Below are 22,167 nucleotides of genomic sequence, written 5' to 3' on the forward strand. Positions count from 1 at the left end.
TGGCGGGCGGCCGGCGGGGCTCCGGTGGACGGGGTCTTGACCGGGCCGGTGGCGGGGTGAAGACTCAAGCTTCAACAGAATGTTGATTTCTGGAGTCCGGGAGAACCTGGAAGCCGAGGAGGATGCGGGTGTCCCATCCGGAAGCCGAACTGGTGCTGCGCTCGACGCGCGTCGTCACCCCGGAAGGGCCGCGCGCGGCGTCCGTCGCCGTGTCCGTGGCCACCGGGACGGTCGCCGCCGTCCTGCCGTACGACGCCCCGGACCCGCCCGGGGCCCGGGTCGAGGACCTCGGGGACGACGTGCTGCTGCCCGGTCTCGTCGACACCCACGTCCATGTCAACGACCCCGGCCGCACCGAGTGGGAGGGGTTCGCCACGGCCACCCGCGCGGCCGCCGCGGGCGGGATCACCACCCTGGTCGACATGCCGCTCAACAGCGTCCCACCGACCACCACCGTGGACGCCCTGGAGGTCAAGCGGGCCGTCGCCCGCCGGGCGGCCCATGTGGACATCGGCTTCTGGGGCGGTGCGGTACCCGGTAACGCCGCCGACCTCGAACCGCTGCACGACGCGGGCGTCATGGGCTTCAAATGCTTTCTGCTGCCCTCCGGCGTCGATGAGTTCCCGCATCTCACCCCGGCCGGTCTGGACACCGCCCTGCGCGCCATCGCGGGCTTCGGGGGACTGCTCATCGTGCACGCCGAGGACCCGCACCTCATCGAGGACGCCCCGGCGCCGAGCGGTCCGGCCTACGCCGGGTTCCTCGCCTCCCGCCCCCGCGACGCCGAGAACCGGGCGATCGAGCGGCTGGTGGAGCTGGCGCGTGAGCTGCGCGCCCGCGTCCATGTCCTCCACCTCTCCTCCGCCGAGGCCCTGCCGCTGCTCGCCGCCGCCCGGCGCGACGGCGTCCGCGTCACCGTCGAGACCTGCCCGCACTTCCTGACCCTCACCGCCGAGGAGGTCCCGGACGGCGCGACCGAGTTCAAATGCTGTCCGCCCATCCGTGAGGCCGCCAACCAGGACGCGCTGTGGCGGGGGCTGGCCGACGGCACCATCGACTGTGTCGTCTCCGACCACTCGCCGTGCACCGCCGAGCTGAAGGTCGACGACTTCGGCCGGGCCTGGGGCGGGATCTCCTCGCTCCAGCTCGGCCTGCCCGCGGTCTGGACCGAGGCCCGCCGCCGCGGCCACACCCTCCACGACGTGGCCCGCTGGATGTCCGCCGGTCCCGCCGCCCTGGTCGGCCTCGGCCACCGCAAGGGCGCCGTCGCGGCCGGCCACGACGCCGACTTCGCGGTACTCGCCCCCGACGAGACCTTCACCGTCGACCCCGCCGCGCTGCACCACCGCAACCAGGTCACCGCCTACGCGGGCAGAACCCTCCACGGCGTCGTACGGTCCACCTGGCTGCGCGGACGGAAGATCGCTGACCACGGCACCCCCACCGAACCCACCGGCAGACTCCTGGAAAGGCAGCCCCGCGCATGACCGCGCCCACACCCCGCTTCACCGGTGACGCCGACCCGTACGGCGGCGGCGACCCCTACGCCGACTACCGCTCCGCCGACTTCCCCTTCACCCACCTCACCGATCTGGCCGACCGGCGGCTCGGCGGCAGCGTCATCGCGGCCAACGACGAGTTCTTCGCCGAACGCGAGAACCTGATCGAACCCCGGGCCCCGTATTTCGACCCGGCCACCTACGGCCACAAGGGCAAGGTCATGGACGGCTGGGAGACCCGGCGGCGGCGCGGTGCCTCCGCCGACACCCCGCACCCCGCCGACACCGACCACGACTGGGCGCTGATCCGCCTGGGCGCGCCCGGGGTCATCCACGGCATCGTCGTCGACACCGCCCACTTCCGCGGCAACCACCCGCGGGCGGTGGGTGTCGAGGCGGCCTGTGTGCCGGGGGCGCCGTCCCCGGAGGAGCTGCTCGCCGACGGTGTGGAGTGGACCCGGCTCGTCCCGCGCACCCCGGTCGGCGGCCACGCGGCCAACGGCTTCGAGGTCTCCGTACCGCGCCGCTTCACCCATCTGCGCCTCGCGCAGTATCCCGACGGCGGGATCGCCCGGCTCCGGGTGTACGGCGAGGCCGCCCCCGATCCGGCCTGGCTCACCGCGCTCTCCGTCTTCGACCTGGCCGCGCTGGAGAACGGCGGGGTGGCCGAGGACGCCTCGGACCGCTTCTTCTCCCCGCCCGCCAACTCCATCCGGCCGGGCCGCTCCCGGCGGATGGACGAGGGCTGGGAGACCCGCCGCCGCCGCGACACCGGTCATGACTGGGTGCGTTACCGGCTCACCGGCCACTCCCGGATCCGCGCCGTGGAGATCGACACCGGCTGCTACAAGGGCAACGCGGCGGGCTGGGCCACGCTCCACGGCCTCGACGCGACGACCGGCGCGGACCCCGCCGACCACACCGCCCCCGGCTGGACGGAACTGCTGCCCCGCACCCGGCTCCAGCCCGACACCGTCCACCGGCTGTCCCTGGACGACGCCCCGCCGGTGACCCATGTGCGGATCGACATCCACCCGGACGGCGGGGTCGCCCGGCTGCGGCTGTACGGCGAACTGACCGAGCGGGGCGTCCGGACGCTCGCCGGACGCCATGCGGAGCTGAGCGGCTGACGGCGGCCGGGCGCGGCGGACGGAACGTCAGGCGCCCGGCTCCGGCACCCCGATCGGATTGGGGAAGCGCAGCGCCGTCGAGCACGCCGCGGCCAGCGGCTTCAACAGGGCCGCCAGGGCCGTGGTGTCCTCGGCGGCCAGCGGCCGCCAGGGGCGTTCGGCCGCGCGGTCGGTGGCGGACTCCACCGCGCGCAGCAGCTCTCGCCCGTTCTCGGTGGCGGTGCCGTCCGGTTTCAGCAGTCCGCGGTCGGCCAGCCGGGTCAGCGCGGCCTCCCACTCCTGGTCGGTCCAGCCGCGGTACGGCTGGAGTTCGGCCCGCGGCAGATCGGCGCCCGCGCGCAGCACCAGCGCCTCACAGCCGTCCAGCCCCGCAGCGACCAGGGCCGCCACATGACCGTCGCCGCGATGCTCACGCAGCAGGGTGGCGGCGTGCCACAGCCGCTCGACGGGCTTGTCGGGGAAGTCCAGCGCCGCGTTGGCCGATGTGAGCACCCGGCCCGCGGCGTCCAGACCTGCGGACCGGGGCACCAGGGCCTCGGCGGCGCGCTCCATCGCCGCCTCCTGTCCGGCCAGCAGCCGCCGCAGCGCCGCGACCGCCCCGGAGCGCCGGACCTCCAGCACCCGTTCGGGCGGGACCACCGCCCAGGCGTCGGGCAGGGCGCGCGCGACCATCGAGGGCGCGAAGCTGAAGAACGCCGCCACGACGGGCTCCGGGCCGACCGGCCCCAGCGGGGCGGCGCGGCCCGCGAAATAGCCGCGCCAGAAGCCGCGCAGCCCCGCGTCCTCATAGGCGGTCAGGGCCTCCGGCGCGAAGTAGGTGACCGCATGGATCGGCTCGAACAGGGCCCACAGGGCGCGGGCCCGCGCCGGGGCGGTGGCGACCATCGGCGTGCTCCTCTCTGGTCTGCGGCGGTGCGGTGCTCGGGGGCGGTGGTCAGAGTCCGTGTTCCCGCCGTACGTGTTCCCAGCCCAGCCTGACCAGTGCGGCGACGGTGGCGGTGAAGGCGGCGCCGAGCCCTTTCCTGGCGTATGTCCGGCCCGCCGTCCAGCGCCTGCCGCGGGATGTGCGCGTCCTGTCCACTGCCGTACCTCCTCGAGGGTGGGGTCACTGAGGAGACGCGGCCGGGAAGCCTTTTCCGTCAGGTTATGGGCGGGCGCGCGAAAAGAAAACGCATCGGGGCCCGGTCTCGATTTCCCCAACCGAGACCGGGCCCCTCTGCCCCCGTGTCCATGCGGTGCTGCCCATTCGCCGGACAGCTCACGCATGTGGTGCGATCACCTCTCGTCCGCCCCCGGCAGCCCCCGTGGTCCGGAGGCGGACGAGCCGATCGACGGGAAAACGCTGGGCCGTTTCCCCGGCTGTACCTGTTCCGTATGGAATTCCTCGACGACCGCGACGGCTACCCCGTCGCCGGCCTCCGCCGCGTGGCGCCACCACGCGAAGGCCGCTTCTTCCCCGTCCAGGAGCTCCACGATTTCCGCGATGCGCCGGAGTCTGCTCGCTTCTCCGCTCCGGCCCGGAATTCTTCTCTGTTCGCCATCCTTTCCGCCGTCATGCTCACGGCTGATCTCCCGGAGCTCGTCCAGGAGCTCCGCACGGGACTCCTGGACGACACCGCCTTCGGGTTCGGCCGGCCCGGGACCGGCCGCGTGGCGGCCGGTCCCCAGGGCAGAAACCGCTGGTGGGACGAACCCCAGCCCGGGGAAGACCCGAGCGAGGAACGCCTCCGTATCGGGCCGAACCGAATCCGGGGAAGGGTGCTGGGATGCCAGGGCGAGACGTTCAAAGACGTCCATCCCGCCCTCCTTTCTCTCCCCATGCACGTTCGGCTTGTGCGAGGGCATGGAGCGCCCCCTTGTCGTAACGGCGGGCGGTCGATTCCGAGATGCCCAGCACAGCGGCGATCTCGGTGAACGACTTGCCCTGCCGGTAACGGAGTTCCACAACGGAACGCCAGGTCGGTTCGAGCATCTCCAGCATGGGCGGTAAGCTCAGCTTCCACTCGATGTCGGAGTACAGATCCTGGGTTTCCGGTACCAGCTCGCCGGAACTGTATTTCCTGAGGCGCTCACGTTCCGCGGTCTCGCTGCGCTCCGAGGAGCGCCATGCGTTGATCACGCAACGCCGCGCATATCCGGGGGTGTTCTTGACCTTCGCGCGGAATTCCGCGCTCTCCCATTTCTTCCAGAAGCTCTCCAGAACGTTCTGTACGGCGTCGTCCGCGGCCTGGTGGTCCCGAGCGTGCCGCCGTGCGGTCAGACGGAGCGACCCGGTGTGCTCGCACAACCAGGCCCTGAAGTCCTCCCGTACGTCGAAGCTCCCGCTCATACGACCCTCCCGAAGACCTCCGCGACGCGGGCTGCGCACGTCGTCCTCGGGGCGGCGGACCGCTGGTCCGGCGGCGGGAACCCGGCGGTGTGGCGCTCCGCCGGGCGGCTGCCGGGGGTGAACTCGCGGGCGGTGGTGCGGGTGGCCGGGGCCTGGGTGGCCCGGTGTCCGGCCCCGGGGCGCGCCGCGAGGTCGCGCGGGAAGGCGTCGTCGACTGCGGGCATCGACGGCTCCCCCTCTCGGTGTGTCGATCGCCTCGGACCCCGGTCCCAGTGGGGGCCGAGTCCGATGGCCGCCGAAGAAGAACGGCCGACCACCCTGTAGACGCCGCCGGGTGGCCGGATCCGTCACCGGACACCGGAAAACCTTCCCCGCGGGGCTACTTGGCGCCCGCGAGATGGAAGAGCAGGAAGAGGAAGCCGGCGATGAAGTGCACGCCCACCAGGTAGATGAAGACCCGGACGGTGAAGGTCATGGGCGCCCGGTCCTCCTCGTTGGCGGGGGTGGTGGCCCTGGCCGGAGGGGTGCCGGCGGTCCCGGGGGTGTGGTCGGCGGTCGTCTCGTTCACGGCGTACCGTGCCTTCCTCCGCGGGCGGCGTCACCGAGGCACAACCCGGCCGCGCCGCTCTGCAGCAGTGTGTGGACGAAGAGCAGATCGGTGCCGCCGGGCGAGGCGGCGGCGATGCGGTGCGGGGTGAGGGAGTCGAAGTGGGCGGCGTCGCCCTCGGCGAGGACGTGGACCGCCTCCCCGAGGGTCAGTCCCAGCCGCCCCCGGATGACGTAGAGCCACTCCTCGCCGGGGTGGACCCGCACCAGGGCCTCCTGGGCGCCGGAGCGCTCCGGGACGTGCACCCGCAGCGCCTGCATGGCCCGGCCCGGACCCCCGGCCCGCCAGTAGGTCCAGCCGCCCGCCTCCTGGGGCTCCATCCGGTCGGCCCGCACCACCGGGTCCCGCTCCGCAGGCGCCTCGCCCAGCAGGTCGGATACCGTGGTGCCGTAGGTACGGGCCAGGGCCAGCAGCATGGGCAGCGACGGCTGCCGCCGCCCGGTCTCCAGGCGGGACAGATGGGCCGGGGAGAGACCGACCCGCCGGGCCGCGGTCTCCAGGGTCAGACCGCTGCGCCGCCGCAGGTCCCGCAGGCGCGGAGCGACGGTGGGCAGTTCGGTCGGCGGTCCGTCGCCGGATCCGCCGAGGGGCTGGTCACCGGGCCCGCCGGGGAACGGAGTCATAACTCCGGTATAGCCAGCCTGTCACCCCTGGGGCAAAAGGTTTGCCCGAGAGGCAAAAGTTACATCTTCCTCACCGGGTGCGACATCTCGCGGAGGTCTTGTGAACTCCTCGGTAACAACGGTCACTTGGCATTGACATGCCATCCTCTACGCGCGTCATGCTAGTGCCATGAAAATCCCCCCACGGATTGCTCGCATCGGTGCACTCGGCGCCCTCGCCTCGACGCTGCTGCTCGGCGGAACGGCCGTCACGGCCACCGCCGCCCCCACCGGCCACAGCGTCGTCGCCTCGGTCCGGGCCGCCGCCGATGTCGGCGACATCTGCTACTCGAAGCTGCCCGACGAGGCCCACAAGACCCTCGACCTGATCGAGAAGGACGGCCCCTACCCGTACCCGCAGGACGGCACCGTCTTCGACAACCGCGAGGGCATCCTCCCGGACCAGTCGTCCGGCTACTACCACGAGTTCACGGTCGAGACCCCCGGCTCACCGGACCGCGGCGCCCGTCGCATCGTCACCGGTGAGAAGGACGACGAGGACTACTACACCGCTGACCACTACGAGTCGTTCGACCTGGTGGACCGCGGCTGCTGAGCCGACGAAGACCGCCACCCCCCACATCGCGGCCGCTGCCCCGGCAACAGGGCGGCGGCCGCGCGGCGTGGTGTCACGGGGGCACACCGCGCCTCCCGCGGCGCACCGGTCGTATACGGCCCGGCGGCCCGTGCCGCGCCTCGTACCCAACCCCGCACGGCCCCTTGTCAGCGCTTCCCGATACCGTTTCGGTGGTAGCGGTCGTGTTGGGGAGGCACCGGTGGCGAACGGCCCGGACGTGGTCACATGCGGCGAGGCGATGTTGCTCCTGCTGGCGGAGCCAGGAGTTCCGCTGGACCGTGCCGTGCACTTCCGCCGGTCGGTGGCGGGGGCGGAGTCCAACGTGGCCGTGGGCCTTGCCCGGCTCGGCCACGGCGTGCGCTGGCTCGGCCGCGTCGGCGCCGATCCGGCGGGCGAGGCGGTGCTGCGCGAGCTGCGCGCGGACTGTGTGGACGTCGGCCACGCCATCGTGGACGACCACGCCCCCACCGGGCTGCTGATGCGGGACAGTCATCCGCACCGCGCCATCGATGTGCAGTACTACCGCATGGGTTCGGCCGCCTCCCGGCTCAACCCCGAGCAGATACGGCCGGAGTCCGTCGAGGGCGCCCGGCTGCTGCACCTCTCCGGGATCACCCCCATGCTCTCGCCGACCGCCGCGGCCGCCAGCCGCCGGCTGGTGGAGCTGGCCCGCGCGGCCGGGGCCCGGATCTCCTTCGACCCCAACGTCCGGCACAAACTGGGCGGAGCCGCCCAGTGGACCCAGACGGCGGGCCCGTTGCTGCGCGAGGCGGACATCGTCCTCGCGGGGGAGGACGAGTTGGAGCTGCTGACCTCCCGGTCCGCGGCCGAGGCCGCGGAGGAGCTGCTGGCCGGCGCCGCCCGGGAAGTCGTGATCAAGCACCCGGACCACTCGGCCACCGTGCGGACCGCGGACGGCAGCTGGCGTCAGGAGCCCCACGCGGTGCCGGTCGTCGATCCGATCGGCGCCGGTGACGCCTTCGCCGCGGGTTATCTCTCGGCCCGGCTGCGGGGTCTGCGCGAGCAGCGCGCGCTGGCCGAGGCCGCCTGTGTGGCCTCGCTCGCGGTCCAGGCCGCCACCGACACCGACGGGCTGCCCACCGCCGCCGCCCGGGACCGCGCCCTCGCCCGCGCCGCGGGCGGCGGGGACGGGGTCCACCGCTGACCCGCCCGCCCGGTCCGTAGGCTCGTCCCGGCACCACCCGCACCGCGGCACACCGCATCCGCACCCCGCACCCGCGACACCCCGACGGAACCACCCCGCACCTCCGCTGTCCCCGCACCCCGAGCCCGTCGCAGCACCGCACACCGTCCACCGCACACCGCACGTGCCGCATATCCCCGGGGCAATCCGGCGCGGCGCCACCCTGGCAGCACCTCGGAGAGGAAAGGCGGCGACCGCCGTGTACCGCTGGGAGACCACCCGGGCCGCGCTCGCGCAGCGCGTCCTGGCGATCGTACGGAGCGACAGTTACGACCGCGCCACGGCCACCGCGGACAGCCTGCTCTCCGCCGGTATAGCCAGCCTGGAGATCTCGCTGACCACGCCCTTCGCCCTGGAGGCGGTCACCACCCTGATCCGGGAGGTGGGCAATGACGCGGTGATCGGCGCGGGCACGGTGCTCGATGCCACCTCCGCCCGGATGGCGGCCGACGCCGGCGCCCGCTTCCTGGTCTCCCCGAGCCTGGACGCCGAGGTCATCCGCACCGGCCACCGCTACGGGCTGCCCGTCTTCCCCGGGGTGGCCACCCCCACCGAGGCGGTCCGCGCGCTGGAGCTGGGCGCTGACGCCATCAAGCTGTTCCCCGCCTCCGCGTACGGTCCCCGCTGGGTCAGGGACGTCCGCGCCGCGCTGCCCCAGGCCGCCGTGATCCCCACGGGCGGGGTGGGAGTGGCCGAGGCCCCGGAGTGGATCGCCGCGGGCGCGGTGGCCTGTGGGATGGGGGCCTCGCTGGCCGAGGGCGACCGGGACACCGTGGCCAAGCGCGTCGCCGAACTGCTGGCCCGGCTCGCGGATGTGGGCCCGCCGCTCGACCCCGGTCCCGAACCGTACTGATGGTCAACGGGTTCTCCTGAGCCGCCACTTCTGCCACCCTGGGCGCGCTGTGATCATGCGCCCCGGGCTCTCCGCCCCGTCGAGGAGAGCCCGTGCCCAGGAGAACCCGTGCCCAGGAGCTCAGGAGCCGCCGTGAGACGCACCGTCACCCTGTCCGCCGTCGCCGCCCTGCTCGCCGCCACCGCCGCGGGTTCGGCCCTGGCCGCCGGATCCGCGGCACCCTCCGCGGCCGAACGCGCCCGTCCGCACGGCACCCTGCTGGACGAGGTGCCCGAGCGCGGGGTGCTGCGGGTGTGCACCACGGGCGACTACCGCCCCTTCACCCACCGCGACCCCAGGACCGGGGCGTACTCCGGTATCGACATCACGATGGCCGGCGATCTGGCCAAGAGCCTTGACGCCACCCCGGAGTACCGCGCCACCACCTGGGCCGGTCTGGTGGGTGACGTGGCCGCCGGGCGCTGCGACATCGGGATGGGCGGGGTGTCGGTGACCCTCGCCCGCGCTCGTACGGTGTCCTTCAGCGAGCCGTACCTCACCGACGGCAAGACGCCCATCGTGCGCTGTCCGGACGAGCGGAAGTACACCACGCTGGAGGAGATCGACCGGCCGGGGGTGCGGGTGGTGGTCAACCCCGGTGGCACCAACGAGCAGTTCGCCCGCGACCACATCGAGAAGGCCACCCTCACCGTCCACCCGGACAACACCACGATCTTCGACGAGATCATCGAGGGCCGGGCCGATGTGATGATGACGGACGCCAGCGAGACCCGCTACCAGTCCGCGATCCACCCCGAACTGTGCGCCGTCCACCCGGACAAGCCCTTCTCCTTCTCCGAGAAGGCATATGCCCTGCCGCGCGGGGACACGCAGTTCAGGGAATACGTCGACCAGTGGGTCCATCTGGCCACGTATGACGGCACCTACGAACGGTATGAGGACGAGTGGTTGAAATAACGACCGCTTTGCCTCCGAGCCTCCCCACGCTGCCGTGACTGACCTATATTGACCCGGGTTTACATCACCCCAGTGTCATAAGGACTGATCGATGACAGCGCACCTCGAACGCTCCGGGAGCGCCGCGACCACGTCCGGCACCACCGCCCCGCCGTCCGGCTGCCCCGCCCGCCCCGGCGCCCGGCCGCTCAGCGGGCCGGGGTTCCAGACCGACCCGGCACGGATGTACGCCGACATGCGGCGCGAACACGGGGCGGTGGCCCCGGTGCTGCTCGAGGGAGGGATCCCCGCCTGGCTGGTGCTGGGCTACCGTGAGCTGCGTCAGCTGACCAGCGATCCGGCCCTGTTCACCCGCGACTCCAGCGGCTGGAACGCCTGGGACCGCATACCCGACGACTGGCCCCTGCTGCCCATGATCGGCCGCGGTGACACCGCCGTGGTCTACACCGAGGGCGAGGTCCACCGGAAGCGTTCGCTGACCATCAACAACGCGCTGGAGGCCGTCGACCCCTACGAACTGCGCGACCAGGCGGAGAAGTTCGCGGATCTGCTGGTGGACGCGTTCTGCGAACGGGGTGAGGCCGATCTGGTCGCGGAGTACGCGGTGCTGCTCCCGGCGCTGGTCATCGCCCGGGTCTTCGGCTTCCCCGACACCATGGGGCTGAAGCTGCTGCGCTCGCTCCACGAGGTGGTGGACGGCAGCCGCAAGGCGCTGGCGGGGCAGAAGGCGCTGCGCGCCGGAATGCGGGAGCTGCTGGCCGCCAAGCGTGCGGTCCCCGGACCGGACGTGGCCTCCCGGATGATCGGTTCCTCGGACCCCTCGCGCGACGAGGAGATCATCCAGGACCTGATGGTGCTGTTCGGGGCGGGCCACCAGTCGACGGCCGACTGGATCGGGAACACCCTGCGGCTGATGCTCACCGACGAGCGGTTCGCCCTCTCGCTCTCCGGCGGCCGCCACAGCGTGGCCCGGGCGATGAACGAGGTGCTGTGGGAGGACACCCCCACCCAGAACATCGCGGGCCGCTGGGCCACCCGGGACACGGTCCTGGGGGAGCAGCGGATCCGCGCCGGTGATCTGCTGCTGCTCGGCTTCGCCGCCGCCAACGCCGATCCGGAGGTGCGGCCGGACCGCCGGGTCTCCACCGAGGGCAACAGCGCGTTCCTCTCCTTCGGCCACGGCTCGCACCGCTGCCCCTACCCGGCCCAGGAGATCGCCGAGGTCATCGCCAGGACCGGGGTCGAGGTGCTGCTGGACCGGCTGCCCGATCTGCGGCTCGCGGTGTCGGCGAAGGCGCTCGTCTGGCGGCCGTCCCCCTGGATGCGCGGGCTGTCGGCCCTGCCGGTGGAGTTCACCCCGGCCCCTGGCGGCGTCCGCTGACGATCGCCGGGACGGCAGGAACGATCTCTCTCCGTAGTCGCCCCGTCATTTGTCCGGACAACCGAACTTCACGACTTCCCGTCATGTGCTCATCCGGCTACGCTCGGCCCGTGGCAATGCAGGGAGAAGACTCTTCTGGCGCGGCGGAGCTCCAGTTCAGCGTGGACCGCAGCAGCCCGGTCCCGCTGTACTTCCAGCTGTCCCAGCAGCTCGAGGCGGCGATCGAACAGGGGCGGCTGGCGCCAGGGAGCCTGCTCGGCAATGAGATCGACCTCGCCGGGCGGCTCGGGCTGTCCCGCCCCACCGTCCGCCAGGCCATACAGTCGCTCGTCGACAAGGGGCTGCTGGTCCGGCGCCGGGGTGTGGGCACCCAGGTGGTGCACAGCCAGGTCAAGCGCCCGCTGGAGCTGAGCAGCCTCTACGACGATCTGGAGGCCGCCGGGCAGCGCCCGGCCACCCGGGTGCTGCGGAACACCACCGAACCCGCCACCGCCGAGGTCGCCGCCGCCCTGGGGATCGCGGAGGGCACCGACGTGGTGCTGATCGAGCGGCTGCGGCTGGCCCACGGCGAGCCCATGGCCCATCTGTGCAACTGGCTTCCCGCGGGGCTGTTCACCCTGGACAGCGCGGAGCTGGAGGGCACCGGTCTGTACCGGCTGATGCGCGCCGCCGGGATCACCCTGCACAGCGCCCGCCAGGCGGTCGGCGCCCGCGCGGCCACGGCCGAGGAGGGGGCGGAGCTCGGCGAGCCGGAGGGTGCGCCGGTGCTGACGATGGAGCGCACGACCTTCGACGACACCGGCCGGGCCGTGGAGTTCGGCTCGCATATCTACCGGGCCTCGCGCTACGCCTTCGAGTTCCAGCTGCTCGTCCGCCCCTGAGGTCCCTGAGGTCCCTGAGGCTCCGGCGTCCCCCGGCCGTTCCCCGCCCGTTCCCGACCGGCCCCGGAGCGCGGTGCCTTGACGCGATCCGTGCCCACCGCTAAAAGTCCCCCAGCCGCATCGGGGCGGCCGGGAGGGGAGGCGGATCCAGCACCAGGCGTCGGTGTCCGGTCGTGACCGGCGAAGACGCCCCCGAGCTGGAGAAATGCACCGCCCGTGACACCCGCTGAGCCCCCAGGGGCCAGGACGGCCGGCGGTGACGGATACTTGGCGGCGGCCGGAGCCCGGAACACCTGGCGCCAGGCCGTGATCATGACAGCGGACAGACCGGGTCATCCGGTGCAAACCGGAAAAGACGGCGAGAAGGGCGACGCTACGTGGCGAGGGCGGCGAAGGTTCGGACAGGGGTGCGCGCGATGACCGCCGCCGTGGTGGCGGTGGCGCTGGGCGCGGGCCTGGCCGGGTGCAGCAGTACCGGCGGCAAGCGCGCCGAGGAACGGGCCGCCCAGGCGGCGGCCGGGGGCCGGGCGGCGGTCGACACCCCCAAGTGGACCTTCGCCATGGTGACCCACTCCGGCGACGGCGACACCTTCTGGGACATCGTGCAGAGCGGCGCAAAACAGGCCGCCGCCAAGGACAACATCAAGTTCCTCTACGCCCACAACGAGGAGGGCAAGGAGCAGGCCCAGCTGGTGCAGTCCTACATCGACCAGAAGGTTGACGGACTGATCGTCACGCTCGCCAAACCCGACGCCATGAAGTCCGTGGTCAAGCGGGCGCAGAAGGCCGGGATACCGGTGATCACCGTCAACTCCGGCTCCGGTGAGTCCAAGAAGTTCGGCGCCCTCACCCACGTCGGCCAGGACGAGACGATCGCGGGCGAGGCCGTCGGCGAGGAGCTCAACAAGCGCGGCCGCAAGAAGGCCCTGTGCGTCCTGCACGAGCAGGGCAACGTCGGCCATGAGCAGCGCTGCGACGGCGCCGCCGACACCTTCGCGGGCACGATGGAGAAGATCTACGTCGAGGGCACCAACATGCCCGACGTGGAGTCCTCCATCGAGGCCAAGCTCCAGTCCGACAAGGACATCGACAGCGTGGTCACCCTCGGCGCGCCCTTCGCGGACACCGCCGCCAAGGCCGCCGACCGCGCGGGCAGCGACGCCGAGATCGACACCTTCGACCTCAACGCGAAGGTCGCCGCCGCACTCCAGGACGGCACGCTCGGCTTCGCCGTCGACCAGCAGCCCTACCTCCAGGGTTACGAGGCGGTGGACCTGCTCTGGCTCCACCGTTACAACGCCGATGTCCTCGGTGGCGGCAAGCCGGTGCTCACCGGTCCGCAGATCGTCACCAAGGACGATGCCGCCGAGCTCGCGGGGTACACCAAGCGGGGGACCCGATGAGCACGGACGCCCAGCCCCTCAAGACCGCCGGTGCCGGCGGTGATCCCGCCGGACCGGGCCGCCCGGACGACCGGCGGACGGTGCGCGCCTCGCTGCCGCGCCGGCTGGCGAGCCGTCCGGAGCTGGGCGCGGTGGTCGGCGCCGTCGCCGTCTTCGTCTTCTTCTCGTTCGCCGCCGACGCGTTCCTGCAGTGGTCCAGCTTCAGCACCGTGCTGTACGCCTCGTCGACCATCGGGATCATGGCGGTGCCGGTGGCGCTGCTGATGATCGGCGGGGAGTTCGATCTGTCGACCGGGGTCATGGTGACCTCCTCGGCGCTGATCTCCTCGATGTTCTCGTACCAGATGACGGCGAACGTCTGGGTCGGTGTCGGGGTGTCCCTGCTGGCCACCCTCGCCATCGGCTTCTTCAACGGCTATCTGCTGGTGCGCACCAACCTGCCGAGCTTCATCATCACCCTGGCCACCTTCCTGATCCTCCAGGGCTGCAACCTCGGCTTCACCAAGCTGATCAGCGACACGGTCTCCACCAAGACCATCGCCGACATGGAGGGCTTCCCCGCCGCGCAGAAGGTCTTCGCCTCACATCTGACCATCGGGGACGTCGAGGTCCAGATCACCGTCCTGTGGTGGTTCGCCCTGATCGCACTGGCCACCTGGATCCTGCTGCGCACCCGCGCCGGAAACTGGATCTTCGCCGTGGGCGGCGCCAAGGAGGCGGCTCGCGCGGTGGGCGTCCCCGTGAACCGCACCAAGATCGGCCTCTATATGGGCGTCGCCTTCGCCGCCTGGATCTCCGGTCAGCACCTGCTGTTCAACTACGACGTGGTCCAGTCCGGCGAGGGTGTCGGCAACGAGCTGCTCTACATCATCGCGGCCGTCATCGGCGGCTGTCTGCTGACCGGTGGCTACGGCTCCGCGGTGGGCGCCGCCGTCGGTGCCTTCATCTTCGGCATGACCAACAAGGGCATCGTCTACGCGCAGTGGGGCGCGGACTGGTTCAAGTTCTTCCTCGGGGCGATGCTGCTGCTCGCCACCCTGCTCAACTGGTGGGTCCGCAAGCGGGCGGAGGCGAGCAAGTGACCGTGACACCGCTGATCGAACTGAACGGCATCAGCAAGTACTACGGCAACGTCAAGGCGCTCGAGGAGGTCTCCCTCGAGGTGCGTGCCGGGGAGATCACCTGCGTGCTCGGCGACAACGGCGCGGGCAAGTCCACCCTCATCAAGATCATCGCCGGACTGCACGGGCACGACGGCGGCAGTTTCGCGATCGAGGGCGAGGAGACCCGGCTCGGCTCCCCGCGCGAGGCCCTGGACCGCGGGATCGCCACGGTCTACCAGGACCTCGCGGTCGTCCCGCTGATGCCGGTGTGGCGGAATTTCTTCCTCGGCTCCGAGCTGCGCAAGGGCTACGGACCGTTCCGGCGGCTGGATGTCGACGCGATGCGTGCCACCACCCGCAGCGAGCTGCTGCGCATGGGCATCGACCTGCGCGACGTGGACCAGCCCATCGGCACCCTGTCCGGCGGTGAGCGGCAGTGCGTGGCCATCGCCCGTGCCGTCCACTTCGGCGCCAGGGTGCTGGTGCTGGACGAGCCGACGGCGGCGCTGGGCGTCAAACAGTCCGGGGTGGTGCTCAAGTACGTCGCCGCCGCCCGGGACGCGGGGCTGGGCGTGGTGCTGATCACCCACAACCCGCACCACGCGTATCTGGTCGGTGACCGCTTCGTCCTCCTCAAGCGCGGCGCCATGGCGGGCAGCCACACCAAGGACGCCATCGCCCTGGACGAGCTCACCCGCCAGATGGCGGGCGGCAGCGAGCTGGAGCAGCTCAGCCACGAGCTGGCGCGGCTGGAGTCCGGCCCCGCCGCGAGCTGATCGACACTGGAGTCCCGGGGCGCGCTGCCCCGGGACTCCGCCATGCGGTGCGAGCCCCGGGTGAGGCACAATCGCACGGCGGGCCCCACCCGCCACGGAACCACGCATCCGAGGCCCCCCGGCCTCCCGAGACCCCCGCAGGGACGACGAACTCTTGCGAGCACGCACCCGCAGCGACCGCACCCCCCGCACCGGTGAAGGGGGCGGCCGATGAGCATCTACCGCGAAAGAGTGCACCGGGGCTCGGCCCGCGCCACCGTGCTGCGGACCGTCGGCACCCGCGAGCGCCGCTCGCACCTGTCCGCGCCCCGGGTGCCCACCGTCGGCATCGACATCGGCGGCACCAAGGTGATGGCCGGGGTGGTGGACGCCGACGGCGTCATCCTGGAGAAGCTGCGCACCGAGACGCCCGACAAGTCCAAGAGCCCCAAGGTCGTCGAGGACACCATCACCGAGCTGGTCCTGGACCTCTCCGACCGGCACGATGTGCACGCGGTGGGCATCGGCGCCGCGGGCTGGGTGGACGCCGACCGCAACCGCGTCCTGTTCGCCCCCCATCTGTCCTGGCGCAACGAACCGCTGCGCGACCGGCTCGCCGAGCGGCTCGCGGTCCCGGTCATGGTCGACAACGACGCCAACGCGGCCGCGTGGGCCGAGTGGCGGTTCGGCGCCGGACGCGGCGAGGACCATCTCGTCATGATCACCCTCGGCACCGGTATCGGCGGCGCCATCCTGGAGGACGGCCAGGTCAAGCGGGGCAAGTACGGGGTCGCGGGCGAGTTCGGCCATATGCAGGTCGTCCCCGCGGGACACCGCTGCCCGTGCGGCAACCGCGGCTGCTGGGAGCAGTACAGCTCCGGGAACGCGCTGGTCCGCGAGGCCCGGGAGCTGGCCGCCGCAGAGTCCCCGGTGGCGTACGGCATCAACGACCGGGTCGGCGGCAACATCCAGGAGATCACCGGGCCGCTCATCACCGAGCTGGCCCGCGACGGCGATGCCATGTGCATCGAACTCCTCCAGGACATCGGCCAGTGGCTCGGCGTCGGCATCGCCAACCTGGCCGCCGCGCTCGACCCCTCCTGCTTCGTCATCGGCGGTGGCGTCAGCGCCGCCGACGATCTGCTGATCGGGCCCGCCCGGGACGCCTTCCGGCGCACCCTCACCGGCCGCGGCTACCGGCCGGAGGCCCGGATCGTCAAGGCGCAGCTGGGGCCCGAGGCCGGGATGGTGGGCGCCGCCGACCTCGCCCGGCTGGTCGCCCGCCGCTTCCGCCGCGCCAACCGCCGCCGGGTCGAGCGCTATGAGCGCACCGGGACCTCACCGCTGCGGCTGGCGCCCAGGGGGGAGGCGGGCCGCGGATGAACGCCGCCGACCAGCGCCCCGCGCAGGACGACCCCGGAGCCACCCCGCCCGACCGCGGCAGCGGCGCCCCCGAGAGCCCCGGCACCCCCGGCGGAGACGACGGCCGTCCGCGCCGCCGCTGGCTCAAGGTCCTGATCGTCGTCCTGCTGATCACGCTCCCCGCGGGCTACGGCGTGATCTCGGCCATCCAGAGCCGGGAGGGCGGTGAGAACAAGGAGGAGAGCGCCTCGGCCACCGGGCTCACCGAGGGCTGGCCCAGCCGGGTGCAGCGGCGCATATACGACGTACCGATCCCGGCCTACTCCGCGGACGTCGCCTTCTACGAGACCAACTCCTGGGACGAGAGCTCGCTCTACGTGCAGTTCATCACGTCGCCCGAGGGCCTGAACCGCTTTCTGACCCGGGCCGGTACCCGTCCGTCCGCCCTGGAGGACGGCGAGGTGACCATCAGCGCCAAGGAGGCCAAGAAGGTCGGCTGGCGCCTTGGTTCAGGCGATAAGTGGTCAGGAACGGTGTTCAAGCAGAAGGACCCCCAGCCCACGCTGGAGATCACCGTCAACCGTGACAATCCCCGTCACCCGAAGGTCTACGTAGTCTCCACGGTTACGCCGTAAGGGGCGGCCACCTCGTTCGGATACCGTTTCCGGGTGAGCGAGATCAAGACACTTCAGTACCGGATCGACGGACCCGAGGACGGGCCCGTGCTCGTCCTCGGACCGGCGCTGGGCACCACCTGGCACATGTGGGACCGCCAGATACCCGAGCTGTCCCGCCACTGGCGGGTGCTCCGCTTCGACCTGCCCGGCCACGGCGGTGCACCGGCCTACCCCGCCTCGTCCGTGCGGGAGCTCGCCGGACGGCTGCTGGCCACCCTGGACCAGATCGGGATCGACCGGTTCGGGTACGCGGGCTGCTCGCTCGGCGGGGCCATCGGCGCCGAACTCGCGCTGCGCCATCCGCTCAGAGTGGGCTCGCTCGCCCTCGTCTCCGCCTCCCCGCGCTTCGGCACCGCCGACTCCTTCCGGCAGCGCGGTGTGGTGGTCCGCACCAACGGTCTCGACCCGGTGGCCCGTGCCACCCCCGAGCGCTGGTTCACCCCCGCGTTCGCCGGCGCCCAGCCCGCCATCGTCGACTGGGCCGTCCAGATGGTCCGCACCACCGACCCCGGTTGCTACATCGCCTGCTGCGAGGCGCTCGCCGCGTTCGACGCCCGCGCCGAGCTCGGTCTGATCAGCGCTCCCACCCTGGTGCTGGTCGGCGCCGACGACGAGGTGACCCCGCCCGCCGACGCCCGCGTCCTGGTCGCCGGAATCCCCGACGCCCGGCTCGCCATGGTCCCCGGCACCTCCCACCTCGCCCCGGTGGAGCAGCCGGCGGCCGTCACCGATCTGCTGGTCCGCCACTTCTCCGGCACCTGGCAGAGCCCGGACCACCCCACCGGGATGACCGCGATCCCGGCGCCGCCCGTCAAGCCGGTGCTCACCCCCGCGCCCCCCGCCACGCCGACGACGGCCCCGACGGCCACCCCGGCCGCGGAGATCGGCTGGGCCGCCGCGCCCGAACCGGTCCCGGACGCCCGCACCGACGCCTTCGAGCGCGGCATCAAGGTGCGCCGCGAGGTGCTGGGCGACGCGCACGTGGACCGCGCCGAGTCACAGACCGACGAGTTCACCGGCGACTTCCAGGACTTCATCACCCGCTACGCGTGGGGCGAGGTGTGGACCCGTCCGGGGATCGACCGGCGCACCCGCTCCGTGATCACCCTCACCGCCCTGGTCGCCCGCGGCCACCTGGATGAACTGGCCTTCCACACCCGCGCCGCGCTGCGCAACGGGCTCACCCCCACCGAGATCAAGGAAGTCCTGCTGCACACCGGCGTCTACTGCGGGGTGCCCGCCGCCAACGCCGCCTTCGCGGTGGCCCAGCGTGTCATCGCTGAGGAGACCAGCCCGGAGGAGTGAGCCGTTTACGCGGGCGGCCCGGTAGCAGAATGATCCACATGAAGCTCACCAAGAAGGGCCACGCCTGCGTCCGGCTGGAGAAGGACGGGCAGACGCTCGTCATCGACCCCGGAGCCTTCAGCGAACAGGACGCGGCGGTGGCCGCGGACGCGATCCTGGTCACCCATGAACACGCCGACCACTTCAACGAGGCACGGCTGCGGGTGGCGCTCGAGGCCAACCCCGGCGCCGAGCTGTGGACCCTGACCAGTGTGGCCGGGCAGATCTCGGCGGCGTTCCCCGGCCGGGTGCACACGATCGGCGAGGGCGACACCTTCACCGCCGCGGGGTTCGAGATCGAGGTCCACGGCCAGCTGCACGCCGTCATCCACCCCGACATCCCCCGGATCACCAACGTCGGCTACGTGGTGGACAACACCGTCTTCCACCCCGGCGACGCGCTCACGGTGCCCCCCGGCCGCAGGCTGGACACGCTGCTGCTGCCGGTGCACGCCCCCTGGAACAAGTTCAGCGAGGTGCTCGACTATGTCCGGGCCGTGGCCCCCCGCCGGGCCGTCGACATCCACGACGCCCTGCTGTCCGAGGTGGCCCCGCAGGTCTACGGCCGGCTGCTGGGACCCGAGGGTCCGGGTATCGCCGGTACCGAGCATCTGCGGCTGGCGCCGGGGCAGACGCTGACCCTGTGAGCGCTGTCGGACCCGGCTGTTAGGTTGGCCCACATGCGCATCGCGACCTGGAACGTCAATTCGATCACCGCCCGGCTGCCGCGGCTGCTCGCCTGGCTGGAGAGCAGCGGTACGGACGTGCTGTGCGTCCAGGAGACGAAGTGCGCCGAGTCCGCCTTCCCCTACGAGCCGCTGCGCGAACTGGGCTACGAGTCCGCGGTCAACGCCACCGGCCGGTGGAACGGGGTGGCGCTGCTCTCCCGGGTGGGGCTCGGCGAGATCACCGTCGGCCTGCCCGGCGGCCCGGACTACGACGGCGGGCAGGAGCCGCGCGCCATAGCGGCCACCTGCGGCGGCGTCCGCGTCTGGTCGGTCTATGTGCCCAACGGCCGGGAGATCGGCCACCCGCACTACGACTACAAGCTGGACTGGCTGGAGGCACTGCGCTCCACGGTCGCCGAGGACGCCGCCGGTGACCGCCCCTTCGCCGTCCTCGGCGACTTCAACGTGGCGCCCACCGACGAGGACGTCTGGGACCGGGCCGCCTTCGACGGCCTCACCCACGTCACCGACCGCGAGCGGGACGCCCTGACCGCGCTGCGCGGCACCGGTCTGTCCGATGTGGTGCCACGCCCGCTGAAGTACGACCGCCCCTTCACCTACTGGGACTACCGCGAGCTGGGCTTCCCCAAGAACCGGGGCATGCGGATCGACCTGGTCTACGGGAACGAGCCGTTCGCCAAGGCCGTGGGCGACGCGTACGTGGACCGTGAGGAGCGCAAGGGCAAGGGCGCCTCCGACCACGCCCCGGTCGTGGTCGACCTGGAGGTCTGAGACCGGGGGTCACCCCGTCAGGGCCCGCAGGTCGATCGACTCGGCCATCGCCCGCAACCCGGCGTCCCCGGGGTGCAGATGGTCACCGCTGTCGTACGCCGGGAGGATCCGCGCCGGGTGCTGCGGATCCCGCACCACCGCGTCGAAGTCCAGCACCGCGTCGAACACCCCGCCGCTGTCCCGCAGGAACGCGTTGACCACCTGACGGCGTGCGTCGGCGTCCGCCGTGCAGCGCGCCTCGCCCTCGCACGGCGCGATCGTCGCCCCGACGACCCGCAGCCCGCGCGCATGGGCGCGCGCCGCGAGGGTCCGCAGTCCCGCGACGACATCCTGCGCCGAGGTGCCCCAGCGCAGGTCGTTGATGCCCTGGAAGACCACCACGGTCCGGGCACCGGTCCGGGCGAGCGCGTCCCGCTCCAGCCGGCTCAGTGCGCTCACCCCGCTGGTCACCGTGGAGACCCCGTCGCCGGTGTAGACATCGGTGACCACGCGGTTCGCGGAGATACCGCTGTTGACCACCCCGTACGCGGGCACCTCGGACTGCGCGCGCAGCCGCCGGGCCAGCACATCCGGCCAGCGGCGGTTGGCGTCGGCCGTGGAGTTGGTGCCGTCGGTGATCGAGTCGCCCAGCGCCACCACCGTGCCCGGCCCGCCCGTCACCTCCACACCGGTGAGGAACGGCCAGGTGGTCAGGGTGCCGGTGTAGGCGTCCGCACCGGTGTCCCCGGTGCGGTCCCCGCTGCCCGGCGCGCTCAGATACGAGCGCTGGGTGGCCTGGGTGTGCACCGGCGCCGCGCTGACGGGTCCCGGCAGATGCACGCTCACCAGCAGATTGGTGTCCGCGGGGACGCGGAAGTCCACCGGGTCGCTGACCAGCTGCGCCCCCGCCGGGATCGCGGCGCCCCGCCGTCCGCCGAACGTCAGCGGCACCGGCGTACCGTGCGCCGCCGCCCCGTTCCCCTGTACGGCGACGGTGGCCCGGCCGATCCCGACCGGCGCCGCCGCGAAGGTGTTCGCCAGCCGGATCCTGGCCCGCGGCCCGCCCGCGCTGGTGTGCACCACCAGCCGCAGCGTCTGGTCCGTCCACGGTCCGACCTTGGTGTACCCGGCGGTGCTCGCTCCCCAGCTGCCCGTCCAGCCCGGCGTGGACCGCCGCAGCGTCGCGGCGAACACATGCAGATCGGCGCCCGGCCCCGGATCACCGGGCAGCACCACCGACGCGATCTCCCGGTCCCGGGCCACCGGCACCGTCACCGCGTACAGCCGGGCGGGTCCCGTCCGCTGCCCGCCCGCGCCGTTGAGGTGCGGGAGGCCGACCGCCTTGGTGGCCGCGGAACCCCCGCGCCAGTCCGGCGCGGTGAGGGTGTACGTCCCGCTCGACCCGTCGCGGTAGCGCACCGTCCCGGTGCCGCTCACCCCGGCGCCGGGTCCCTCCGGCGCGCTGCCCGCCACGAGGAAGGTGAGCGCCTCGCCCCGGCCGCGCAGCCGTACCGCCTGCCCGTCGGCGACCACGTTGTCCGGGCGCGCTCCCGCGCCCCGCGGCCAGGTCAGCCGTGCCCCGTCCAGATCGAGCACCCGCCCCGGCGTCCACCCGGCGGCCCTCAGATCCCCCGCGGACAGCGAGTTGCCCGAACCGTCGAAGTCCGCGTCCCCGGGCCGGGAGTCCTCGCTGACCCCCCGGTTGTCGAAAAGCCGCTCCAGGGGGAGCGGCTCGGGCGGTGCGGTCCGGGTGGCTGTCCCGGCCAGAGCCGGTACGGCCGATGCCGGAAGGGCGAAGGCGACACCTCCCGCGATGATCCCGGCCGCCGTCCACCGTCTGCCCAGGCGCATACGTGTCCCCTCTCGCAACCAACCCCGACCGCTGATCCGACAGGTGCGGGAAGAACGTAGAGAGGCGGATGGGTGGCGTCAAGACAATCATCGGGTCACGAGCCATACCGCGCGCCCTGTGGTGCGCCCGTGCGCGGGATGCGACGCTGAGTG

Annotated in this window: 24 protein-coding genes; 16 read left to right on the forward strand and 8 right to left on the reverse strand. The window is 72.4% G+C overall.

Annotation, left to right across the window (positions count from 1 at the left end; translation table 11 throughout):
• Positions 1–122: 122 nt before the first annotated feature.
• Entirely contained in the window at positions 123–1,487 is a 1,365-nt protein-coding gene (gene allB, locus AC07FT_RS06350; RefSeq protein WP_479174394.1) for an allantoinase AllB, read from the forward strand.
• Entirely contained in the window at positions 1,484–2,629 is a 1,146-nt protein-coding gene (gene alc, locus AC07FT_RS06355; RefSeq protein WP_479174395.1) for an allantoicase, read from the forward strand. The genes allB and alc overlap by 4 nt, the downstream gene beginning before the upstream one ends.
• A gap of 27 nt (positions 2,630–2,656) precedes the next feature.
• Here alc and AC07FT_RS06360 read toward each other — a convergent pair whose 3' ends face one another.
• The 7 genes from AC07FT_RS06360 to AC07FT_RS06390 form a co-directional block, all read right to left on the reverse strand.
• On the reverse strand, positions 2,657–3,514 hold the full coding sequence (locus tag AC07FT_RS06360; RefSeq protein WP_479174397.1) for an SCO6745 family protein: 858 nt from the start codon (positions 3,512–3,514) through the stop codon (positions 2,657–2,659).
• 49 nt (positions 3,515–3,563) lie between these two features.
• Positions 3,564–3,710, reverse strand: a complete 147-nt coding sequence (locus tag AC07FT_RS06365; RefSeq protein ID WP_471193193.1) for a hypothetical protein — start codon at positions 3,708–3,710, stop codon at positions 3,564–3,566.
• A 194-nt stretch (positions 3,711–3,904) separates the two neighbouring features.
• Entirely contained in the window at positions 3,905–4,426 is a 522-nt protein-coding gene (locus AC07FT_RS06370) for a hypothetical protein (protein ID WP_471193195.1), read from the reverse strand.
• Positions 4,413–4,958, reverse strand: coding sequence for an RNA polymerase sigma factor (locus tag AC07FT_RS06375; RefSeq protein WP_471193197.1), 546 nt, complete (start codon positions 4,956–4,958; stop codon positions 4,413–4,415). The genes AC07FT_RS06370 and AC07FT_RS06375 overlap by 14 nt, the downstream gene beginning before the upstream one ends.
• A complete protein-coding gene (locus AC07FT_RS06380; protein ID WP_479174399.1) occupies positions 4,955–5,182 on the reverse strand; it encodes a hypothetical protein in 228 nt (75 codons plus the stop codon). Before AC07FT_RS06380 ends, AC07FT_RS06375 begins: the two co-directional genes overlap by 4 nt.
• A 155-nt stretch (positions 5,183–5,337) precedes the next feature.
• Complete coding sequence (locus AC07FT_RS06385) at positions 5,338–5,526, reverse strand: DUF6126 family protein (protein WP_479174400.1); 189 nt, start codon at positions 5,524–5,526, stop codon at positions 5,338–5,340.
• Positions 5,523–6,188: a helix-turn-helix domain-containing protein gene (locus AC07FT_RS06390; protein WP_479174401.1), complete on the reverse strand. Its 666-nt coding sequence runs from the start codon at positions 6,186–6,188 to the stop codon at positions 5,523–5,525. The genes AC07FT_RS06385 and AC07FT_RS06390 overlap by 4 nt, the downstream gene beginning before the upstream one ends.
• A gap of 169 nt (positions 6,189–6,357) precedes the next feature.
• Here AC07FT_RS06390 and AC07FT_RS06395 point away from each other — a divergent pair, with 169 nt between their 5' ends.
• From AC07FT_RS06395 to AC07FT_RS06460, 14 genes are all read left to right on the forward strand, one after another.
• On the forward strand, positions 6,358–6,783 hold the full coding sequence (locus AC07FT_RS06395) for a guanyl-specific ribonuclease (protein ID WP_471193205.1): 426 nt from the start codon (positions 6,358–6,360) through the stop codon (positions 6,781–6,783).
• Positions 6,784–7,003: 220 nt separating this feature from the next.
• Positions 7,004–7,969, forward strand: coding sequence for a sugar kinase (locus AC07FT_RS06400; protein WP_479174402.1), 966 nt, complete (start codon positions 7,004–7,006; stop codon positions 7,967–7,969).
• Between the two features lie 238 nt (positions 7,970–8,207).
• On the forward strand, positions 8,208–8,861 hold the full coding sequence (locus AC07FT_RS06405) for a bifunctional 4-hydroxy-2-oxoglutarate aldolase/2-dehydro-3-deoxy-phosphogluconate aldolase (RefSeq protein ID WP_471193209.1): 654 nt from the start codon (positions 8,208–8,210) through the stop codon (positions 8,859–8,861).
• A 132-nt stretch (positions 8,862–8,993) separates the two neighbouring features.
• On the forward strand, positions 8,994–9,818 hold the full coding sequence (locus AC07FT_RS06410; protein ID WP_479174404.1) for a transporter substrate-binding domain-containing protein: 825 nt from the start codon (positions 8,994–8,996) through the stop codon (positions 9,816–9,818).
• A 91-nt stretch (positions 9,819–9,909) separates the two neighbouring features.
• A complete protein-coding gene (locus AC07FT_RS06415; RefSeq protein ID WP_479174406.1) occupies positions 9,910–11,199 on the forward strand; it encodes a cytochrome P450 in 1,290 nt (429 codons plus the stop codon).
• 116 nt (positions 11,200–11,315) lie between these two features.
• A complete protein-coding gene (locus AC07FT_RS06420) occupies positions 11,316–12,080 on the forward strand; it encodes a GntR family transcriptional regulator (RefSeq protein ID WP_471193611.1) in 765 nt (254 codons plus the stop codon).
• A gap of 416 nt (positions 12,081–12,496) precedes the next feature.
• The gene (locus AC07FT_RS06425) at positions 12,497–13,483 is read left to right on the forward strand and encodes a sugar ABC transporter substrate-binding protein (protein WP_479174535.1); all 987 of its coding nucleotides are present in this window, start codon (positions 12,497–12,499) and stop codon (positions 13,481–13,483) included.
• On the forward strand, positions 13,480–14,565 hold the full coding sequence (locus AC07FT_RS06430) for an ABC transporter permease (protein ID WP_254737493.1): 1,086 nt from the start codon (positions 13,480–13,482) through the stop codon (positions 14,563–14,565). Before AC07FT_RS06425 ends, AC07FT_RS06430 begins: the two co-directional genes overlap by 4 nt.
• A 2-nt stretch (positions 14,566–14,567) precedes the next feature.
• Positions 14,568–15,362: an ATP-binding cassette domain-containing protein gene (locus tag AC07FT_RS06435; RefSeq protein ID WP_479174536.1), complete on the forward strand. Its 795-nt coding sequence runs from the start codon at positions 14,568–14,570 to the stop codon at positions 15,360–15,362.
• A gap of 210 nt (positions 15,363–15,572) precedes the next feature.
• A complete protein-coding gene (locus tag AC07FT_RS06440; protein ID WP_254737497.1) occupies positions 15,573–16,724 on the forward strand; it encodes an ROK family glucokinase in 1,152 nt (383 codons plus the stop codon).
• A complete protein-coding gene (locus tag AC07FT_RS06445) occupies positions 16,721–17,338 on the forward strand; it encodes a hypothetical protein (protein ID WP_479174409.1) in 618 nt (205 codons plus the stop codon). The genes AC07FT_RS06440 and AC07FT_RS06445 overlap by 4 nt, the downstream gene beginning before the upstream one ends.
• 33 nt (positions 17,339–17,371) lie before the next feature.
• Positions 17,372–18,685, forward strand: a complete 1,314-nt coding sequence (gene pcaDC, locus AC07FT_RS06450) for a bifunctional 3-oxoadipate enol-lactonase/4-carboxymuconolactone decarboxylase PcaDC (RefSeq protein ID WP_479174410.1) — start codon at positions 17,372–17,374, stop codon at positions 18,683–18,685.
• 38 nt (positions 18,686–18,723) lie between these two features.
• Positions 18,724–19,371: an MBL fold metallo-hydrolase gene (locus AC07FT_RS06455; protein ID WP_254737503.1), complete on the forward strand. Its 648-nt coding sequence runs from the start codon at positions 18,724–18,726 to the stop codon at positions 19,369–19,371.
• Positions 19,372–19,404: 33 nt separating this feature from the next.
• Entirely contained in the window at positions 19,405–20,184 is a 780-nt protein-coding gene (locus AC07FT_RS06460; RefSeq protein ID WP_479174412.1) for an exodeoxyribonuclease III, read from the forward strand.
• A gap of 9 nt (positions 20,185–20,193) precedes the next feature.
• On the opposite strand, the gene AC07FT_RS06465 is transcribed toward AC07FT_RS06460, so the two are convergent.
• Positions 20,194–22,014: an SGNH/GDSL hydrolase family protein gene (locus AC07FT_RS06465; RefSeq protein WP_479174414.1), complete on the reverse strand. Its 1,821-nt coding sequence runs from the start codon at positions 22,012–22,014 to the stop codon at positions 20,194–20,196.
• Positions 22,015–22,167 lie beyond the last annotated feature (153 nt).

The sequence above is a fragment of the Streptomyces sp. NPDC045899 genome, assembly GCF_056431485.1.

What these genes read in the sequence shown, in the direction of transcription:
- allB (WP_479174394.1), top strand. Translation starts at nt 123, where the DNA reads ATGCGGGTGTCCCATCCGGAAGCCGAACTGGTGCTGCGCTCGACGCGC.
- alc (WP_479174395.1), top strand. Translation starts at nt 1,484, where the DNA reads ATGACCGCGCCCACACCCCGCTTCACCGGTGACGCCGACCCGTACGGC.
- AC07FT_RS06360 (WP_479174397.1), bottom strand. Translation starts at nt 3,514, where the DNA reads ATGGTCGCCACCGCCCCGGCGCGGGCCCGCGCCCTGTGGGCCCTGTTC.
- AC07FT_RS06370 (WP_471193195.1), bottom strand. Translation starts at nt 4,426, where the DNA reads ATGGACGTCTTTGAACGTCTCGCCCTGGCATCCCAGCACCCTTCCCCG.
- AC07FT_RS06375 (WP_471193197.1), bottom strand. Translation starts at nt 4,958, where the DNA reads ATGAGCGGGAGCTTCGACGTACGGGAGGACTTCAGGGCCTGGTTGTGC.
- AC07FT_RS06380 (WP_479174399.1), bottom strand. Translation starts at nt 5,182, where the DNA reads ATGCCCGCAGTCGACGACGCCTTCCCGCGCGACCTCGCGGCGCGCCCC.
- AC07FT_RS06390 (WP_479174401.1), bottom strand. Translation starts at nt 6,188, where the DNA reads ATGACTCCGTTCCCCGGCGGGCCCGGTGACCAGCCCCTCGGCGGATCC.
- AC07FT_RS06395 (WP_471193205.1), top strand. Translation starts at nt 6,358, where the DNA reads ATGAAAATCCCCCCACGGATTGCTCGCATCGGTGCACTCGGCGCCCTC.
- AC07FT_RS06415 (WP_479174406.1), top strand. Translation starts at nt 9,910, where the DNA reads ATGACAGCGCACCTCGAACGCTCCGGGAGCGCCGCGACCACGTCCGGC.
- AC07FT_RS06420 (WP_471193611.1), top strand. Translation starts at nt 11,316, where the DNA reads ATGCAGGGAGAAGACTCTTCTGGCGCGGCGGAGCTCCAGTTCAGCGTG.
- AC07FT_RS06425 (WP_479174535.1), top strand. Translation starts at nt 12,497, where the DNA reads ATGACCGCCGCCGTGGTGGCGGTGGCGCTGGGCGCGGGCCTGGCCGGG.
- AC07FT_RS06430 (WP_254737493.1), top strand. Translation starts at nt 13,480, where the DNA reads ATGAGCACGGACGCCCAGCCCCTCAAGACCGCCGGTGCCGGCGGTGAT.
- AC07FT_RS06440 (WP_254737497.1), top strand. Translation starts at nt 15,573, where the DNA reads ATGAGCATCTACCGCGAAAGAGTGCACCGGGGCTCGGCCCGCGCCACC.
- AC07FT_RS06445 (WP_479174409.1), top strand. Translation starts at nt 16,721, where the DNA reads ATGAACGCCGCCGACCAGCGCCCCGCGCAGGACGACCCCGGAGCCACC.
- AC07FT_RS06455 (WP_254737503.1), top strand. Translation starts at nt 18,724, where the DNA reads ATGAAGCTCACCAAGAAGGGCCACGCCTGCGTCCGGCTGGAGAAGGAC.
- AC07FT_RS06460 (WP_479174412.1), top strand. Translation starts at nt 19,405, where the DNA reads ATGCGCATCGCGACCTGGAACGTCAATTCGATCACCGCCCGGCTGCCG.
- AC07FT_RS06465 (WP_479174414.1), bottom strand. Translation starts at nt 22,014, where the DNA reads ATGCGCCTGGGCAGACGGTGGACGGCGGCCGGGATCATCGCGGGAGGT.